Here is an 18,512-nt window from a genome sequence, read left to right on the forward strand (position 1 = left end):
CGCCCTAAAAAAGCACGGTCGTTCGATTCATTCGCCACCCTCTCTAGAATCGCGCGCAATTCAAAGCTGCCGGAGCCCTGCATGACATCCGAAGAAATCCTGGCCCAGTTCGGCCCCCGCGAGTCCATGGCATACGACGTGGTCGTCGTCGGCGGCGGCCCGGCGGGCCTGGCCACGGCCATCCGCCTGAAGCAGATCCAGCCTGACGCCAACATCGTCGTGCTGGAAAAAGGCTCGGAGCCCGGCGCCCACATCCTGTCCGGCGCCGTGATGGACCCGCGCGCCATCACCGAGCTGTTTCCGAACTGGAAGGAGCTCGGCGCGCCGCTGAACCAGGCCGTGACCGGCGACGACGTGCTGTTCCTCAGCGAGACCGGCGCCAAGCGCACGCCCGATTTCCTCGTGCCGCGCAACTTCCACAACCACGGCTGCTACGTCATCAGCCTGTCCGACGTCGTCAAGTGGATGGCCCAGCAGGCGGAAAGCCTGGGCATCGAAATCTTCCCGGGCTTCGCTGCGGCCGAAGTGCTCTATGACGAGCAGGGTCGCGTCAAGGGCGTGGCCACCGGCAACATGGGCCTGGGCAAGGACGGCGAGCCCACCGACCACTTCCAGCTCGGCATGGAACTGCTGGGCAAGTACACCGTGTTCGCCGAAGGCGCACGCGGCCACCTCGGCAAGCAGTTGCTGGCCAAATACAAGCTGACCGAGGGCAAGGACACGCAGACCTACGCCATCGGCATCAAGGAGCTGTGGGAGATCCCGGCCGACAAGGCGCAGCCGGGCAAGGTGGTGCACACGGCCGGCTGGCCGATGGAGGGCGACACCTTCGGCGGCGGCTTCCTGTATCACCTGGAGGGCAACAAGGTCACGCTGGGCTTCGTCATCGGCCTGGACTACGACAACCCCTACCTGAGCCCGTTCGAGGAGATGCAGCGCTGGAAGGCTCACCCGGCCATCCGCGCCCACATCGAAGGCGGCAAGCGCATCGGCTATGGCGCGCGCGCCATCAACAACGGCACGCCGCAGGCGCTGCCCCAGACGGTCTTCCCCGGAGGCTGCCTGGTGGGCTGCGACGCCGGCTACCTGAACGCCGCGCGCATCAAGGGCAGCCACGCGGCCATCAAGAGCGGCATGCTGGCCGCGGAAGCCCTCGCGCCCGCGCTGGCCGCAGGCCGCGCGCAGGACGAATTGACGGCCTACCCGGAAGCCTTCGAGAAGAGCTGGCTCAACGAGGAGCTGCAGCAGACCCGCAACTTCAAGCTCTGGTTCAAGAAGGGCAAGACCACCGGCCAGTTGATGACCGGCATCGAGCAGTGGCTGCTGCCCAAGCTGGGCGTCGCCAGCCCGCCGTGGACGCTGCACAACCACAAGGCCGACCACCAGACCCTGCGGCCTGCGGCCGAGTGCCAGCCCATCGCCTACCCCAAGCCGGACGGCAAGCTGACCTTCGACCGCCTCTCGTCGGTGTTCATCTCCAACACCAACCACGAGGAAAACCAGCCCGCCCACCTGACGCTGAAGAGCGACTCGGTGCCGGTGCAGGTCAACCTGGCGAAGTTCGCCGGCCCCGAGAGCCGCTACTGCCCGGCTGGCGTCTACGAATTCGTGCCGGCCGAGGGCGGGAACCAGCGCCTGCAGATCAACGCGCAGAACTGCGTGCACTGCAAGACCTGCGACATCAAGGACCCGACGCAGAACATCGTCTGGGTGACGCCCGAAGGCGGTGGCGGGCCCAACTACGCGGGCATGTAAGCCCGCTTGCGCCGGGCCTGGGCTGACCGCTAGAGTGGCTTGCGAAACAGCCACACATCAGCAGTCCAACAGGAGCCCGCGTGAGCGAAGGACAGATCAGGGTCGGCATCGGCGGCTGGAACTTCGAGCCCTGGCGCGACAACTTCTACCCCCAGGGCTGGCCGCAGGCGCGCGAACTGGAATACGCCAGCCAGCGGCTCACCGCCATCGAGATCAACAGCACCTACTACGGCGCGCAAAAGCCCGCTACCTTCGCCAAGTGGCGCAGCCAGACGCCCGACGGCTTCGTGTTCTCGCTCAAGGCCATCCGCTACGCGACGCAGCGTCGCGTGCTGGCCGACGGCGCGGACTCGATCAAGCGCTTCATCGAGTCAGGCATCGCCGAACTGGGTGACAAGCTCGGACCCATCGTCTGGCAACTGGCACCCACCCACAAGTTCGACGCGGCCGACCTGACGGCCTTCCTGGAACTGCTGCCGACCCATGTCGACGGCCTCAATCTGCGCCACGCGCTGGACGTGCGGCATGCGAGCTTCCAGTGCCCGGCGTACCTCGCGCTGGCGCGGCAGTACAAGGCGGCCACGGTGTTCACCGAGTCCGACGACTACCCGCCCATCGCCGAGCCCACGAGTGACGTCGTCTACGCGCGCATCATGCGCACGCACGCCGACGAGCCGCTGGGCTGCAAGCCGGATGTCTTTCCCAGGCTGGCATCTGCGGCGCGCGCCTGGGCGCAAGGCGGCGAGCCCGACGGCGTGCCACGCATCGAACCGGCAACGCATCAGAAGGCCGCCGCGCGCGACGTGTTCGTCTACTTCATCAGCGGCGCGAAGGAGCGCGCACCGGCGGCTGCCATCGCGCTGAGGCAGGCGTTGGGCGAACACGTACCGGCTTGACGGGCGCCCTCACGCGAAGGTCTTGAGCTTTTTCTCCATCTTTTCGAGCGTCTCGTCGGCGCTCAGCAGATCGGTGGTGTTCTTTTCGTTCACCGACAGCAGCTCATCCATGGCCTTCTTGACCTTGTCGTTCGTGCGCCGCAGCTCCGCAGGCACGGCCTTGGCAAGCCGTTGAAACGTCTTGTCCGCCTGCGCGATCTTGATGGAGATCTGCTTGCGCCGTGTCTCCAGGCTGCCCATCATGGCGTCGACGGCACCCGGCTGCGTTCTGATTGAAAGACGCAGGGACGAGTTCTCCTTGTCCAGCTCAGACAGGCGTTTGATTTCTGAATCGACCTTGGTTTCTGCGTAGGCGTTGCCGCACGCCTCACGAAACTTGTCGATCTCGACGTTGAGAATTTTCAGCAGCGCGTCGATTTTTGATTTGTCCAGCCATTTGGACAACAGGCTTTTCTGTATTTCCAGGGCTGCGTGCAACGCGCGGGTCCGATTGGCGATCTTGTCGTCGTAAAGGTTCTTGACCGCGTTGGCATTCTGGGAATCCAGCGCCAGCAATTTCACGAACTCCTTCTCGCCGCCTTCGTCCAGGTCCTTGTCGGTCAAACCGTGCTTCTTCAGCAGGAAGGTCTTGATGCCACTGCCACGGATGTCGATGTAGCTCTTTTCGTGCTTTTCGAACTCGACCTTGGCGTTCGCCGCGCAGGACTCGATGTCTTTCATGAGCTGCTTGATGACACTCAGGAGCAGATCCTTCTTCCCGGTGTCGCCCTTCGATGTTTCGGGCTCGAGCTGCCGCACCTTCGCCCTCAGGCCGTCGAGTTCCTTCGCGGCGTTGTCGATGAGCTTGAGATACTTCGCATGCCTTTTCTGGATCTCGTCGGCCTCATCGAGAGCGGCCTGGATTTTTTTCTTGGTATCTGACACTTGAATCTCCTCGCTGTCTGGTGGCAATCGCGCGGGTGGCAGTTGGCGACCTCGCGGCCGGCCGTACCGGCGGGCGAAGCAAGTCTAGGAAGCGCGCGCGCTAATTGGCGCTAATTGCCAAGCCCTTCTGGCGGCGGCACCGGGATGGGCGATGTCGCATCGAGCCGTCGCCGCGAACCCGTTGGCCGGGCCCGGCCGAGCGCCTCAGCTGTCCAAGCGTGCCATCCACTCGGCCGCGGCACGGTCTTCGTCACGGGCCGACCCGGCGAGCGCCTCACGGATGCGCTGGCGCTCGGTCGCCGCGCGGTTCTGGCTCATCTTGAGCTTGAGCTCCCAGCGCGTCACGCGGATGCGAAAGCCGACGATGGCGCCCAGCAGCTTGCGCTGGTAGTCCTCGTCCAGGCCGCGCCACTGCTCGGCATACCCCGGCTCGAAGCGGCCGATCAGCCGCTTGAGCAGCGCGTCCTTGTCGGCGGGGTCGTCGATCAGCTCGATGTCGCCGCAGACATGCAAGGCGGCGTAGTTCCACGTCGGCACGTTCTGCACGCTGTCGTAGTGACTGGGGCTCACATAGGCGCCCGGGCCGCTGAAGATGGCGAGCAGCGACACCTGTTGCGACAGCCAGCCCCAGTGCGGGTTGGCACGCGCCATGTGCCCTTCGAGGACCCAGCCGTCATCTCCGGTCACAGCCACCAGCGGCAGATGGCTGCCAAAGCTCTGCCCTTGCGCGTCCGGCCCCACCAGCAGCGCCAGCGGGTGTTCGGCCACGAGTCGCAGCGCGTGCTCGAAGTCGGTGGACTTGAAGTGCTTGGGCAGGTACACGGCGGCTCCAAAGAGGGGCGAGAAAGCGGATGGAAACGGGGCGGCGTGGCGTGCGGACCGCCCCACAACGGGGCATCCGCCAGACGGCTCGGGCGCCATCGTTGCGGCATTCGGATTTTGCGTGACAGCTTTGGCCTGATGTCACGGGTTGACGCTGAACAGGCCTCAGAAACCAGGGCATGCTGCCCCGCCATGCGCACGCGCACCACGCACCACGCGCCGGCACGGCAATTGCAGTTCCCCCCGCTTTTGCCTGCAGTTGAAACCGTTCATGGAGAACCCCACCGCGATGAACAAGGTCTGGCACAAGGGCCTGCCCTTCAGCCCCGAAGTGGCACCCTACCTGAGGCGCATGGCGCTGGTGGACGAGCACCGCGAGGCGCTGCTGCGCCTGCAGGGCGTCTGGGACAGCCTGGCGCTGCTGGGCCAGATGAGCGGCACGGCGACCGACATCGCGCAGACGCGCTCCGCCTTCCAGGACCTGACGACGACGCTGCTGGACAGCCTCGCGCGGCGACTGCGCAAGCACGCGCTGCAGCGCATGGAGGGACGCGCCCGCGTGGCCATCGACATCCTCGTGCGCAACCTCTTCGAGCGCACGGCGGACGTGGGTTTCCTCGCCTGCGATGGCCCGCTGTGTGCCCACGCGGCGCTCGACCCCTCGGACCCGGCCCATGCCGACAGCCGCGCCGCGCTGCAGGCGCGCTTCCGGGCCTACACCGCCAAGTACTCGGTCTATGACGACATCGTCGTGCTGTCACCGCGCGGCGAGGTGCTGGCGCGCCAGGATGACAGCATCGGGCTGGCGCGCTGCGACGAGGCCTGGGTCGCCGAGGCGCTCGCGTCGGACGCGCCTTACGTCGAGCGCTACGGCAACACGGCACTGCTGGGCGGCCGCCCCGGCCTGATCTACGCCCGTGCCCTGAAGGCGCCGGCCGGCGTGAACGAGGTGATCGGCCTGCTGTGCCTGTCCTTTCGCCTGGAGGACGAGATGTCGGCCGTGTTCCGTCAACTGCTGGCCGGACAGGACGAGCACGCCGTCATCTGCCTGCTGGACCCGCAGCGCCGTGTGCTGCAAAGCTCCGACGCCTGGCAGATCCCGCCCGGCGCGCGCTTGCGGCTCGACGGCGAGCGCGTGCTGTTCGCCGGGCGCGACTACCTGTGCGCCGCCGCCAGCGCCAGCGGCTACGAGGGCTACATGGGCCCGCCGGGCTGGACCGCCTGCGTGCTGACGCCACTGGAATGGGCCTTCGAGGCCGACGATGAGCAAGGCCTGGGCGACGAGCTGGTGCGGCTCGCCGAGGCGGTCGACACGAGCCGGCTTTTTGACGCCGAACTGCAAAGCATCCCGCTGGAGGCACGCCGCATCCAGCGCAACCTGTCGCGCACGCTGTGGAACGGCAAGCTGCGCAGCCACGCGCAGGCCGACGCGAACCCCGGTGGCAGCGGCTTCGCCACCACGCTGCTCAACGAGGTGCAGCGCACCGGCGCGCAACTGCGCCAGGTGTTCGAGCAGGCCATCACCAAGCTGCAGCACTCGGCGCTGAGCGCGGTGTTCGATGGCGCCCTCTTCCAGGCGCGGCTGGCCATCGACATCATGGACCGCAACCTCTACGAGCGCGCCAACGACTGCCGCTGGTGGGCGCTGGACGTGCGCCTGCAACGGGCACTCGCCGCCCAGCTGGGCGGGCCCGGCACGCCACAGGCCGCCGCCGCGGCCGCCGAGGCCTCGCAGGTGCTGCAGCACATCAACGGGCTGTACACGGTCTATTCGCTGCTGCTGGTGTTCGACCTGCAGGGCCGCGTCGTCGCCGTGTCGGACCCGGCCCAGGCGCACCACGTCGGCCAGCACATCAGCGCACCCTGGGTGGCCTCGTCCTTGAACCTGCGCGACCCCGAGCGCCACGTGGTGTCGCGCCACGAGGCCTCGCCGCTGTACGACACGCCGGGCGCCGTGGGCGGCCACGCCGACCGGCCCACCTACGTCTACGCCACCTCGCTGCAGCATGCCGGCCAGGCCGTGGGCGGCATCGCCATCGTGTTCGACGGCGAGCCGCAGTTCGCGGCCATGCTGCGCGACTCGCTGCCGCCCGCCAGCGGCGACGCGGCGATGCAGCCCGCCGGCCTGTTCGTCACGCGCGACGGCCGCGTCGTCGCCAGCTCCGACGCTCGCTGGCCTGCCGGCTCGACCGCACCGCTGCCGGCCGGCATCGCCGCGTCGCTGGCGGCCGGCGACACGCTGCGCACCGAGCTGGACATCGACGGCAGGGTCTACGCGGCCGGCATCGCCATGTCACAGGGCTACCGCGAGTACCGGCAGGGCCAGGCCGCGTCCGGCGAGGACGTGGCCGCCGTGCTGCTGCAGCCGCTGGGCCCGCGCATGCCGACGCAGGCGGGGTCGGCCGACACCGGCTTTGCGCCGCCGCCTGCACAGGCGCACGACGAGCGCCTGGACATTGCCGCATTCAGCGTGGCCGGCGAATGGCTGGGCCTGCCTGCGGCCCTGCTGGTCGAGGCACTGGAGCAGCCGCGCCTGACCGCGCTGCCCAACGCACCCCGTGCGCTCGTGGGCATGCTGCAGCACGAGGGCCGCATGCTGCCGGTGCTGGACCTGAGCCTGGCCTTGTACGGCCATGCGGGCGACACCCAGGAGGCGCCCATCGTCATCTGCCGCAACGAACGCGGCCAGGGCCTGGCACTGCGCGTGCAGGAACTGGGCCCCGTGTTCAGCATCGCCGCCAGCCAGGCCCTGCCCAGCCCGGGCGGGCGCGTGCGCCTCGTGCGCGGCGCGCCAGCGGCGTCCCACCGCATGCTGACGCTGCTGGCGGCCGACGACCTGTGGGCCCACATCGGCGGGGGTGAATCGCTGCGCGACCCTGCCGTCGCGCTGCCTGCGCCCTGACCTGTCCCGACCCGTCGTTCGGACTCCTATCATCACGGCCATGTGCCGCCTGAAACCCCTTGCCGCGGCCACCTGTCACCAGGCGGCCCCATGACCGAAGCGTCGACCGACGTGCAGACCGAAGCCCTGCTTCGCACCCGCCCCGTGGGTGCGCCGGCGGACGAAGAGGTGGCGGTGGAGTTGCCCGTCGCGCTGACGGTCAATGGCATCTCGCAAGCCGTCATGCTGGCCACGCCAGCCGACCTGGAGGACTTCGCGCTGGGCTTCGCGCTGGCCGAGGGCTGGATCAGCCACCCCGGCGAGCTGCTGGACATCGACACCGAGGCGCGTGCCAACGGCATGGAGCTCGCGCTGACCGTCACGGCCGCGCGCGAGCAGGGGCTGAAGCTGCGCCGCCGCCAGCTGGCCGGCCGCACCGGCTGCGGCCTGTGCGGGCTGGAGAGCCTGGCCGACTTCGCCTCGCTGCAGCCTCGGCACGTGCAGGCGGGCGAGGTGACGCGCGACGCGCTGGCGCGGGCAATGGCGGCGCTGGCGCGCGCCCAGGTGCTGAACGCCCGCTGCGGCGGCCTGCACGGCGCCGGCTGGTGCGACGCGGACGGCACGCTGCGCCTGGCCAGGGAAGACATCGGCCGGCACAACGCGCTGGACAAGCTGATCGGGGCGCGGGCGCGCGGCGGCGTCGAGGCCCAGGTCGGCACACAAGGCGGCTTTGTCGTCATGTCCAGCCGCGCCAGCCACGAGCTGGTGCACAAGACGGCGATGGCCGGCGTCGGCCTGCTGGCCTGCGTGTCTGCGCCGAGCAGCCTCGCCATCCAGACCGCGCAGTCGGTCGGGCTGCAGCTCTGGGCCTTCGTCCGCGAGAACCGCGCCACGCGTTACGCGTGACGGCCGCTCAGGCCTGAATCCCCGCAGCCCGCGCGCCGGCGCCGTGCCGACCTGCTGCGTGAACACGCGCGACATGGCTCGGGCCGGCAAAGCCGCACGGCGTGGCGATCTCGGCCCGCGGCGAGGGCTGCGGCCGCTTCAGCCATGCGGCTGGTGCGCGGCCGGCGGCGTGGCGGGCCGGCCGTGCTTCAGGTCCAGCGCGAGGAAGTGATGCACCGCCGGCCGGTCCGGGCCGATGTGAAAGCGCAGCGCCTCGGCCTGCAGGTCGGCGTCGGCCCTGGACACGCGCTGGTGCTGGCGCAGGTGCTCGGCCCAGGACTCGACGAGGAACCACTCGATGACGCGCTCGGGCTCGCCGGTGTGCTCGGCCACGCCCCAGGCATAGGCGCCGTCACGGCGCCGTTCCTGCTCGACGTGGCGCATCGCGTTCAGGAAGCCCGGCAGGTCGTGCTTGCGGATGCGGTACTCGATCTGCACGACGACCGGGCCGCGGTCATGCGCGACGGGCTCGGTCAGCAGGGGCTCGGGCCAGTGGTTGGCGGCCTGCAGGTCGGCCTCGCCGGTGGGCAGCTTGACGCGGTGGAACAGCAGCGAGATGACAACCAGCCCGGCCGCGCCGACCAAGAGCGTCACCGGGATGCCCACCTGCTGCGCGACCAGCCCCCAGGCCAGGCTGCCGCCGGCCATCGCGCCGTTGAACACCATCAGGTAGATCGCCAGGCCGCGGCCGCGCACCCAGTTGGGCAGCACCGCCTGCGCGACGCCGTTGAGCGTGGTCAGCGCAATGATCCAGCCCAGGCCCAGCACCAGCATCAGCGCGACGGCCAGCACTTGAGGCGGCGCGGCCGACAGCGCCGCCATCACGACGGCGCTGAGCACCGAGGACAGCAGCACGAGGCCGTCTGCGCTGAGTCTGGCGCGCAGCCTGGGCAGCAGCAGCGCGCCGAGGATGGCGCCTGCGCCGACGGCGCCCAGCATCACGCCGTAGAAGCCCGCCGTGCCGCCCAGCATGCGCCGCGACACCAGCGGCAGCAGCGCCCACACCGAGCTGGCGAACAGGAAGAACACCGCCGCGCGCAGCAGCACGACGTGCAGTTCGCGGCTGGCGCGCGCATAGCGCAGCCCCGCCCGGAAGGCGCCGAAGAACTGCTCCGACAGGCCGGTGTCGACCGCGGGCGGCCGCTGCCACCACAGCAGCGCGGCGATGACGAACCCATAGCTGAGCACGTCCGCGCCATAGGCCGCCGCCGCGCCGAAGCTGGCCAGCAGCAGGCCGCCAGCCGCGGGGCCCAGCGCGCGGGCGATGTTGATGCCCAGCGAGTTCAGCGCCACCGCGTTCTTGAGGTCGTGCCGCGGCACCAGCTCGGGCACGATGGACTGCCAGGTCGGCCCCATCAGCGCGGCACCGATGCCGCCGACGAAGGTCAGCGCGACCAGCGATTCGACCGTCAACGTGTTCGTCCGGGCCAGCAGCAGCAGCCCGCCGCTGACGGCCGCCAGCAGCAGCTGGATGGCGATCAGGAAGCGGCGCCGGTCGAGGATGTCCGACAGCACGCCGGCGGGAATGGCCAACAGGAAGATGGGCAGCGTGGCGGCGGTCTGGATGAGCGCCACGGCGGCGGGGCTGGCCGACAGCTCCGTGACCATCCACGAGCTGGCCACGTCGCGCATGAAGCTGCCGACATTGCCCAGCACGGTGGCCGCCCACAGCACGGCGAACACCGGCTGGCGCAGCGGCGCGAAGCTGCCGGCGGCGGGCTTGGATTCAGCTGACATGCGTGCCTCCCAGGGGGTGCCAGTCGAGCAGCAGGATTGCACCTGCCACGCCCACGTTTTCGACCCAGGCGTTGGCGACCTTCACCCGCGCTGGCTTGCGCAGTGTGCAGAAGCGGTCGGCCCGTGGGCCGGGGAAGTCGCGCCGCTTGTCGAACGCGCCCTGCAGATAGGCCGCGCACAGGCACGGCAGCCCCAGCCGGTGCGCCCACGGAGACACGAAGGCCTCCCTCAGGACCGCTGGCATCAGACGGCCCAGCAGGCGCAGCCCAGCGCGCCCCAGAAGCTCTTCAGGTCGGCGATGGGCAGTTGGCTGCTCCAGGCCGTGGCGTGCTGGTGGCCGTGCACGTTGCAGTCATTGGCGCAGGCGCAGGCCGCCGCGGCATGGCGCAGGGCGGCCTGCAGCGGCGCCCCTTGTTCGCTCCAATGGCCGTAGCCGCCGAAGCGGCGCACCGGCGACCAGTCGGGCATGGCCGGCGGCGGCGCGCCTTCGTCGTACCGGGCGAAATCGCCCGCGCCATAGACCACCTTGCCGCCGACGAGGGTCAGCAGCGCCGTCGTGTCGGCGATGTCGCTCTCGGCGCAGGCGAAGAAGTCGCGGTCGGGCACGACCAGGTCGGCGAACTGGCCGGCCCCGATGCGGCCCTTCTTGCCCACCTCGTTGCTGAACCAGGTGACGTTCTCGGTCCACATGCGCAGCGCCTGCTCGCGATCCACGCAGTTGCGCTGCGGGTAGAGCTGCAGGCCGCCGACGGTCCGGCCGGTGACGAGCCAGGCCAGCGACACCCAGGGGTTGTACGACGCCACGCGCGTGGCATCGGTGCCGGCCGAGACCCTGACGCCCTTGTCCAGCATGCGCTTGACCGGCGGCGTGGCCTCGGCGACGGCGGCGCCGTAGCGCTCGACGAAGTACTCGCCCTGGTAGGCCATGCGGTGCTGCACGGCGATGCCGCCACCGAGCGCGGCGATGCGGTCGATGCTCTGCTCGGAGATGGTCTCGCAATGGTCGAAGAACCAGTTCAGGCCGGCCAGCGGCACCTCGTGGTTGACCTTCTCGAACACGTCCAGCGCGCGGCTGATGGTCTCGTCGTAGGTCGCGTGCATGCGCCAGGGCCAGCGGTTCTGCGCCAGGATGCGCACGACCTCTTCGAGGTCGTCTTCCATCTCGGCCGCCATGTCCGGGCGCGGCTGGCGGAAGTCCTCGAAGTCGGCGGCCGAGAACACCAGCATCTCGCCGGCGCCGTTGTGGCGGAAGTAGTCGCTGCCCTGCTTGTACTGCGAGGTCGCGGTCCAGTTCAGGAAGTCGGCCTTCTCCTGCTTAGGCTTCTGCGTGAACAGGTTGTAGGCCAGGCGCAGGGTCAGCTGGCCGGTATCGGCCAGCTCCTGGATGACGCGGTAGTCGTCCGGATAGTTCTGGAAGCCGCCGCCGGCATCAATGGCGCCGGTCACGCCCAGCCGGTTCAGCTCGCGCATGAAGTGCCGCGTCGAGTTGAGCTGATAGTCATAGGGCAGCTTGGGGCCCTTGGCCAGCGTGGCGTAGAGGATGGATGCGTTCGGCTTGGCCAGCAGCAGCCCGGTGGGGTTGCCAGCGCCGTCGCGCACGATCTCGCCGCCGGGCGGCGCGGGCGTGTCCCGCGTGTAGCCCACGGCGCGCAGCGCAGCGCCGTTGAGCAACGCACGGTCGTACAGGTGCAGCAGGAAGACCGGCGTGTCGGGCGCCACGGCGTTCAGCTCGTCGATGGTCGGCAGACGCTTCTCGGCAAACTGGTGCTCGGTGAAGCCCCCCACCACGCGCACCCACTGCGGTGCGGGGGTGATGGCGACCTGGCGCTTGAGCATGCCCATCGCGTCGGCCAGCGAGCACACGCCATCCCAGCGCAGTTCGAGGTTGAAGTTCAGCCCGCCGCGGATGATGTGCAGGTGGTTGTCGATCAGGCCGGGCAGCACGCGGCGACCGCGCAGGTCGATGCGTCGGGTGTCGGCCCCGGCCAGCGCCATCACCTCGGCATCGCCGCCGACCTTGAGGAACAGGCCGTTCTGGATGGCCACCGCCGTGGCGGTGGGATTGGCGCGGTCCAGCGTGGTGAAGCAGCCGTTGTGCAGGATCAGTTCAGGCGTCGTGCGGGGTGGGGTTTCAGTCATGACAGTCCTCCATCAACGGTGCGACGGAATGGCCTGCTCAACCCTCGTGGGCGCCGAACATGGCTTGGGCGTAGTTGATGCCGATGCCATAGCCGCCGCCGAACTTGCGGGCGATGCCGGTGGTCATGTCGTAGCTGTCGGTGCGCGCCCAGTCGCGCTGCAGTTCGAGCAGGTATTGCAGCGCGGTCATCGGCTGCGCGCCCGCCTGGATCATCCGCTCCATCGCGCGGTTGTGCGCCTCGGTCGAGATGTCGCCGCAGGCATCGGCGACCACATAGACCTCGAAGCCCTGGTCCAGCGCGGACAGCGCCGGGCCGACGATGCAGACGCTGGTCCACAGGCCGGCGAGCACAATGCGCTTCTTGCCGATCTCGTTGATGCGCCGGATGACGGCGGCGTCTTCCCAGGTGTTCATCGACGTGCGGTCCAGCAGCGCCTGACCCGGGAACGGCGCAGTCACCTCCTCGAACATCGGGCCGGAGAAGCTCTTCTCGGCCACGGTCGTCAGGAGGGTCGACGCACCGAAGCCTGCCGCGGCGGCGGCCACCAGGCCCGCGTTGGAGCGCAGCTGTACCGGATCGATGGAGTGCGTGGCGAAGGCCATCTGCGACTGGAAGTCGATCATGACCAGCGTGTGGTCGTGTGGGGTCAGCAGCTTGGCGCCAGGGGTGGCCGTGGCGGTCGGGGTTGCAGTCGGGGTGGCGGTGTGGGACATGGTGGTTTCCTGTTCGGTGGGTGAGGTCTGGCCGCGGCGGCGCACCTGAGGTGAGCCGCCGGGCGCGGGATAGACGCTTTGCGTGGCGCTAGCTAGGCCGCCGAATCGACGAGCACCAGCTCCGCATCGGCCTGCGCCGTGACGCGGAAGGTCTCGACGTCGCGGATGGCCGCGCCGTCACGCGCCGCCAGCGCCACGCCGTCGACCTCGACCGCGCCGCTGGCTGCCACCAGGTAGGCGCGGCGGCCGGCGCCCAGCGTGTACTCGGTCGACTCGCCGGCCTTCAGCGTCGCGCCCAGCACCCGGGCGTTCGTGCGGATGGGCAGCGCGTCCTCGTCACCGGCCACGCCACTGGCCAGCGCCACGAACTGGCCCGAGCGGTCGCCCTTGGGGAAGGGCTTGGCGCCCCACGACGGCGGCTGGCCGCGGCCGTCCGGGATGATCCAGATCTGGAAGATCTTGGTCGTCACCGGCTCCTGGTTGTATTCCGAGTGGCGGATGCCGCTGCCCGCGCTCATCACCTGCACGTCGCCCGCTTCGGTGCGGCCGGTGTTGCCCAGGTTGTCCTGGTGCGTGATGGCGCCTTCACGGACGTAGGTGATGATTTCCATGTCCGCATGGGCATGCGGCGGGAAGCCGGTGCCCGGGGCGATGGCATCGTCGTTCCACACCCGCAACGCGCCCCAGCCCATGCGGGCCGGGTCGTGATAGCCGGCGAACGAGAAGTGGTGCTTGGCGTCCAGCCAACCGTGGTTGGCGCTGCCCAGCGTGTCGAAGGGACGGCGGTCGATCATGGTGTTTCTCCTGCGGTGTCGTGTTGCGATGGAGAGACTTTAGGAATTGACCATCAATAAGAGAATAGAAAATATGGAAAACAATTCATTCCGAACTTGACATGAGCAAGTTGCCTGACCTGCAAGCGTGGGCGATCTTTGCGAAGGTCGCCGAGACGGGCTCCTTCGCCAAGGCCGCGGCCGACCTGGCGATCTCGCAGCCCACCGTCTCGAAGGCGCTCACGCGGCTGGAGGGCCGGCTGCGCACGACGCTGTTCCACCGCACCTCACGCAAGATGTCGCTGACCGCCAGTGGCCAGGCGTCGCTGGAGCGCGCGATGCGCATCCTGGCCGAGGGCGAGGCGGTCGAGGCCGAGGTGACGGAGCAGTCCAAGAGCCTGCGCGGCACGATACGCATCGCCGCGCCGATGTCGTTCGGCGTCACGCACCTGGGGCCGGCGCTGCCCGAGTTCATGGAGCGCCACCCCGAGGTCATGCTGGACCTGCACTTCAGCGACGAACTGATCGATGTCGTCGCGCAGGGCTACGACATCGCGCTGCGCATCTCGTCGCTGCCCGACTCCAGCCTGCTGGCGCGGCGGCTTTGCACGGTGCGCATCCTGCTGGTGGGCGCGCCGGCCTATTTCGAGCACCACGGCCACCCGACGCACCCGCGCGACCTCGCCACGCACCGCGCGCTGCGCTACGTGCATGCACGGATTGGTGAGGCCTGGCGCTTCAGGCACCAGACCCAGGGCGAGTTCGCGCAGGTGGTGCCGTCGTCGCTGCAGGTCAACAACGCCGAGGCGCTGGTGCCGGCGCTGCGCGCCGGGCTGGGCCTGGCGCTGCAACCGGAGTTCCTCGCCTGGGAAGACCTGCAGTCAGGCGCCCTGCTGACCACGCTGCCCGAGTGGCAGGTGCCGCCCATCGCGCTGCACATCGTCACGCCGCCCGGCCGCGCCAAGCCGGCGCGCGTGCAGGCGCTGATCGAATTCCTGGCCCGGCATTTCGCCGAGGCGCCGTGGGCGCTGGAGCCGGCGAAGTAGTGCCGGAACTGGCGATCCGATTCAGTCGCTGAAAAGAAAAAGCCGCTGACAGCGGCTTTTGCAATGTGCTTTGGCGGAGTCGGAGGGATTCGAACCCTCGATGCAGGTTTTGCCCACATACTCCCTTAGCAGGGGAGCACCTTCGGCCACTCGGTCACGACTCCAGCACAGCCGCACATTCTACACCACGCGCGGCAGCACTTTTACGAAGTTTCAGGCCGGAACCTGCTCCTGGTCCAGATCAAAGGCCTTGTGCAGCGCGCGCACGGCCAGCTCCATGTACTTCTCGTCGATGACGACGCTGGTCTTGATCTCGCTGGTGGAGATCATCTGGATGTTGATGCCCTCCTCGCTCAGCGCGCGGAACATCTTGCTGGCCACGCCCACGTGCGAGCGCATGCCGATGCCGACGATGGACACCTTGCAGATCTTGGGGTCGCCCATGACCTTGCTGGCGTTCGTGGCCGGGCCGACGGTGTTCTGCAGCAGTTCCATCGTGCGCGCGTAGTCGTTGCGATGCACCGTGAACGAGAAGTCGGTCTTGCCGTCGTGGGAGACGTTCTGGATGATGACGTCGATGTCGATGTTGGCCTCGGCCACGGGGCCGAGGATCTGGAAGGCGATGCCGGGCTTGTCGGGCACGCCCAGCAGCGTCACCTTGGCCTCGTCGCGGTTGAAGGCAATGCCCGAAACGACGGCTTGTTCCATGTTCTCGTCCTCTTCGAAAGTGATCAGCGTGCCGGAGGCGGCCTCTTCATTGATGTCGATGTCCCAGGGCGTGAAGCTGGACAGCACGCGCAGCGGCACACGGTATTTGCCGGCGAACTCGACCGAGCGGATCTGCAGGATCTTGGAGCCCAGCGACGCCATCTCCAGCATCTCCTCGAAGGAGATGGAGTGCAGGCGGCGCGCCTCGGGCACGATGCGCGGGTCGGTCGTGTAGACGCCGTCCACGTCGGTGTAGATCAGGCACTCGTCGGCCTTCATCGCCGCGGCGATGGCGACGGCCGACGTGTCAGAGCCGCCCCGGCCCAGCGTCGTGATGTTGTTGTCGGCGTCGATCCCCTGGAAGCCTGCGACGACGACGACCTTGCCGGCCGCCAGGTCGGCGCGCACACGCTTGTCATCGATGCTTTCGATGCGGGCCTTGGTGTACGACGAATCGGTGGCGACCGGCACCTGCCAGCCGGTGTAGCTGACCGACGGCACACCTTCGGCCTGCAGCGCGATGGCGAGCAACCCCACCGACACCTGCTCTCCCGTGGCGGCGATCATGTCCAGCTCACGCATGACCTCGGGCGTGGTGCTGGCCGGCGAGAGTTCCTTCGCCAGGCCCAGCAGCCGGTTGGTCTCGCCGCTCATCGCCGAAGGCACGACCACCAGCTGATGGCCGGCGCGCACCCATTTGGCAACACGCTTGGCGACGTTGCGAATGCGGTCAGTGGAACCCATCGAGGTGCCGCCGTACTTGTGGACGATCAGAGCCATGTGTTTGAGCGAAGGCTGAAGGCCGAGCAGCCGGGGTGGCACGCTCGCAAACCCCTGATTTTATGCGGCCGCCCCGCCGCCGCCTTCGCTCTGCGGCAAGGTTGGGTCCTCCAGCCAACGCACGACGAGTTGCGGCTCATCTTTTGCGGCGAAGGCACGGGCGTCCATGCCCAGGCCCGCCACGGCAATCAGGCGCTCGTCGGCATCGAACAGCAGCGGGCCACCGCGCCGCCAAGATGGCAGGCCCGCGTCCTGGCAGGCCTTCTTCAGGCTGCGCGCCGTGGCGGCCGGCGCGCGCTGGAACTGCTCGGCACCACGGCGGCCGCGCTGGGTCAGGTGCGTGAGGCGCGACGGGGCCGTGCCGGGCGAGCCCGCCGCGACCACCCATGTGCCATGCCAGGCCGGCTGCGGGTACGTCCCGGGCAGGCTGAGGTCGAGGGTCGTGGACGCAGGCACCGGCGTCGGCGGCTGAGCCCAGAAAAGACCATCCCGATAGGCATGCAGGCTGCCGCCCGGCGCAGGCCAGGATTGAGGCGCCCCAGGCCGCCACTCCTTCAGCAGCCGTTCGACGAGGCTGGCAGGCGTGTCGGTGCGAGCCGACAGCCAGGCGCGCAACGCGTTGCTCGCCCGCGCGGGCGAGAGGGCCGCCAGCGCCGCCAGGTCCAGCCGCTCGGCAGTCGCTGCCGCCGCCAGATCGGACGCGGCGACTTCATCCGCCAGCTCGCGCGCCTGCTGCGCCCAGCGCGCCGCCTGAGCGAGCCCCGCTTCTGCCGAAGGAAAAGCCGGCCACAGCGTCTGACGCAGCCGGTTGCGCGCAAAGCGGGTGTCGCCGTTGCTCGGGTCCTCGATCCAGCGCAGGCCGTGCTGCTGCGCGTAGGCCAGGATCAAGTCGCGCGACCGGTCCAGCCACGGCCGCGCCCAGCAGACATCGCCGCGCCACTGCGCCCGCGGCATGGCGGACAAGCCCGCGGTGCCCGCGCCGCGCAGCGCCTGCAACAGGAAGGTCTCGGCCTGGTCACGCCGGTGATGCGCCAGCAGCAGCAGGTCCGCGCCGGCGGCCACGGCCATGTCGTGCAGTGCGCGATGCCGGCCGGCGCGGGCCCACGCCTCGACGCTGTCGCCCGTCCGCGGCCGACCGCTCAGCCGCGTGCAGGCAAAGCCCGCACCGAACTCGGCTGCGATGCGCTCGCAATGCGCGGCCCAGTCATCCGCCTGCGGCTGCAGGCCGTGGTGCACATGCAAGGCCAGGACACGCTGAGCACCCGCCGACGCGCGGACGGTGGCATGCAACAACGCGGTGGAGTCGAGGCCGCCGCTGAAGGCGACCGCGACGGCATCAATCTCAGCGATTCTTGGTGTCGCTGAAACGGCCATAGGCCTGGATGCGCTCGTAGCGGCGATCCACCAGCTCGCGCGTCTTCAGGTCGCTGACCTGGCGCAGCGCGTCGGACAGTGCACGCTTCAGGTTGGACGCCATCTGCTTGCCGTCGCGGTGGGCGCCGCCGACGGGTTCGCTGACGATCTTGTCGATCAGGCCGAGGGCCTTCAGCCGATGCGCCGTGATGCCCAGCGCCTCGGCGGCTTCGGAGGCACGCTCGCTGCTCTTCCACAGGATGGACGCGCAACCCTCGGGCGAGATGACGGAGTAGGCGGAGAACTGCAGCATCAGCACCTGGTCGGCCACGCCGATGGCGAGCGCGCCGCCAGAGCCGCCTTCGCCGATGACGGTCGCGATGATGGGCACTTCCAGTTGCGCCATCTCGAAGATGTTGCGGCCGATGGCCTCGCTCTGACTGCGTTCCTCGGCACCGATGCCGGGGTAGGCGCCCATGGTGTCGATGAAGGTGAAGACCGGCAGGCCGAATTTCTCGGCCAGCTTCATCAGGCGCAATGCCTTGCGGTAGCCCTCCGGGCGCGGCATGCCGAAGTTGCGCAGCGTGCGCTCCTTGGCGTCGCTGCCGCGCTGGTGGCCGATGACCATGCAGGCCTGGCCGTTGAAGCGCGCGATGCCGCCGACGATGGCCGCATCGTCCGCAAAGTGACGGTCACCGTGCAGTTCCTGGAACTCGGTGAAGACTTCGGCGCAGTAGTCCAGCGTCTGCGGCCGCTGCGGGTGGCGAGCCACCTGGTAGACCTGCCACGGCGCGACGCTGGAGTAGACCTCCTTCGTCAGTTGCTGGCTCTTCTTGGAGAGCCGGTCGATCTCCTCGGAGATGTCGACGGCCGATTCGCTTTGCACGTAGCGCAGCTCTTCGATCTTGGTTTCGAGTTCGGCGATGGGCTGCTCGAACTCAAGAAAGTGCTTTTTGCTCATCAGTGGTCCTGATATCAAAACCCAGCCCTGCCGTGCGGAGCCCTGGGAGCCGGCTTTGCCGGTCCCGGTGGCTCGCC

The 18,512-nt window shown here is 68.9% G+C and carries 15 protein-coding genes and 1 tRNA gene; 5 read left to right on the forward strand and 11 right to left on the reverse strand.

Annotated features, from left to right (window positions below):
- The first annotated feature begins 81 nt into the window (after positions 1 to 81).
- Both ACO07H_RS15925 and ACO07H_RS15930 read left to right on the forward strand, forming a co-directional pair.
- Positions 82 to 1,755 (forward strand): electron transfer flavoprotein-ubiquinone oxidoreductase, encoded by a 1,674-nt coding sequence (locus ACO07H_RS15925; RefSeq protein WP_422015851.1) that lies wholly within the window; start codon positions 82 to 84, stop codon positions 1,753 to 1,755.
- Between the two features lie 80 nt (positions 1,756 to 1,835).
- Complete coding sequence (locus ACO07H_RS15930) at positions 1,836 to 2,651, forward strand: DUF72 domain-containing protein (protein WP_422015853.1); 816 nt, start codon at positions 1,836 to 1,838, stop codon at positions 2,649 to 2,651.
- 9 nt (positions 2,652 to 2,660) lie between these two features.
- Here the strand turns inward: ACO07H_RS15930 and ACO07H_RS15935 are convergent, their stop codons facing one another.
- Positions 2,661 to 3,575, reverse strand: coding sequence for a hypothetical protein (locus ACO07H_RS15935; protein ID WP_422015855.1), 915 nt, complete (start codon positions 3,573 to 3,575; stop codon positions 2,661 to 2,663).
- A gap of 204 nt (positions 3,576 to 3,779) precedes the next feature.
- Positions 3,780 to 4,397, reverse strand: coding sequence for an FMN-binding negative transcriptional regulator (locus ACO07H_RS15940; RefSeq protein WP_422015857.1), 618 nt, complete (start codon positions 4,395 to 4,397; stop codon positions 3,780 to 3,782).
- 271 nt (positions 4,398 to 4,668) lie between these two features.
- Here ACO07H_RS15940 and ACO07H_RS15945 point away from each other — a divergent pair, with 271 nt between their 5' ends.
- A complete protein-coding gene (locus tag ACO07H_RS15945) occupies positions 4,669 to 7,299 on the forward strand; it encodes a chemotaxis protein CheW (RefSeq protein WP_422015859.1) in 2,631 nt (876 codons plus the stop codon).
- A 90-nt stretch (positions 7,300 to 7,389) separates the two neighbouring features.
- Positions 7,390 to 8,184 (forward strand): formate dehydrogenase accessory sulfurtransferase FdhD, encoded by a 795-nt coding sequence (gene fdhD, locus ACO07H_RS15950; protein WP_422015861.1) that lies wholly within the window; start codon positions 7,390 to 7,392, stop codon positions 8,182 to 8,184.
- 138 nt (positions 8,185 to 8,322) lie between these two features.
- Here fdhD and ACO07H_RS15955 read toward each other — a convergent pair whose 3' ends face one another.
- The 5 genes from ACO07H_RS15955 to ACO07H_RS15975 form a co-directional block, all read right to left on the reverse strand.
- Complete coding sequence (locus ACO07H_RS15955) at positions 8,323 to 9,960, reverse strand: MFS transporter (protein WP_422015863.1); 1,638 nt, start codon at positions 9,958 to 9,960, stop codon at positions 8,323 to 8,325.
- On the reverse strand, positions 9,950 to 10,204 hold the full coding sequence (locus ACO07H_RS15960) for a hypothetical protein (RefSeq protein ID WP_422015865.1): 255 nt from the start codon (positions 10,202 to 10,204) through the stop codon (positions 9,950 to 9,952). Before ACO07H_RS15960 ends, ACO07H_RS15955 begins: the two co-directional genes overlap by 11 nt.
- Positions 10,204 to 12,099: an amidohydrolase gene (locus ACO07H_RS15965; RefSeq protein WP_422015867.1), complete on the reverse strand. Its 1,896-nt coding sequence runs from the start codon at positions 12,097 to 12,099 to the stop codon at positions 10,204 to 10,206. Before ACO07H_RS15965 ends, ACO07H_RS15960 begins: the two co-directional genes overlap by 1 nt.
- A 37-nt stretch (positions 12,100 to 12,136) precedes the next feature.
- Positions 12,137 to 12,814: a hydrolase gene (locus ACO07H_RS15970; RefSeq protein WP_422015869.1), complete on the reverse strand. Its 678-nt coding sequence runs from the start codon at positions 12,812 to 12,814 to the stop codon at positions 12,137 to 12,139.
- Positions 12,815 to 12,906: 92 nt separating this feature from the next.
- Positions 12,907 to 13,608: a pirin family protein gene (locus ACO07H_RS15975; protein WP_422015871.1), complete on the reverse strand. Its 702-nt coding sequence runs from the start codon at positions 13,606 to 13,608 to the stop codon at positions 12,907 to 12,909.
- A gap of 101 nt (positions 13,609 to 13,709) precedes the next feature.
- On the opposite strand from ACO07H_RS15975, the gene ACO07H_RS15980 reads away from it, so the two are divergent.
- A complete protein-coding gene (locus tag ACO07H_RS15980) occupies positions 13,710 to 14,633 on the forward strand; it encodes a LysR family transcriptional regulator (RefSeq protein ID WP_422015873.1) in 924 nt (307 codons plus the stop codon).
- A gap of 71 nt (positions 14,634 to 14,704) precedes the next feature.
- Here the strand turns inward: ACO07H_RS15980 and ACO07H_RS15985 are convergent.
- From ACO07H_RS15985 to ACO07H_RS16000, 4 genes are all read right to left on the reverse strand, one after another.
- Positions 14,705 to 14,797: transfer RNA gene (locus tag ACO07H_RS15985), tRNA-Ser, on the reverse strand.
- A 49-nt stretch (positions 14,798 to 14,846) separates the two neighbouring features.
- Positions 14,847 to 16,121 carry an aspartate kinase gene (locus ACO07H_RS15990; RefSeq protein WP_422015875.1) on the reverse strand — a complete coding sequence of 425 codons (1,275 nt, stop codon included), beginning with the start codon at positions 16,119 to 16,121 and terminating at the stop codon, positions 14,847 to 14,849.
- A 60-nt stretch (positions 16,122 to 16,181) separates the two neighbouring features.
- The gene (gene tilS, locus ACO07H_RS15995; RefSeq protein WP_422015877.1) at positions 16,182 to 17,495 is read right to left on the reverse strand and encodes a tRNA lysidine(34) synthetase TilS; all 1,314 of its coding nucleotides are present in this window, start codon (positions 17,493 to 17,495) and stop codon (positions 16,182 to 16,184) included.
- Positions 17,464 to 18,435, reverse strand: a complete 972-nt coding sequence (locus ACO07H_RS16000; protein ID WP_422015879.1) for an acetyl-CoA carboxylase carboxyltransferase subunit alpha — start codon at positions 18,433 to 18,435, stop codon at positions 17,464 to 17,466. The genes tilS and ACO07H_RS16000 overlap by 32 nt, the downstream gene beginning before the upstream one ends.
- Positions 18,436 to 18,512: the final 77 nt, after the last annotated feature.

This window comes from Roseateles sp. (assembly GCF_965229315.1).
Lineage (GTDB): Bacteria > Pseudomonadota > Gammaproteobacteria > Burkholderiales > Burkholderiaceae_C > Pelomonas.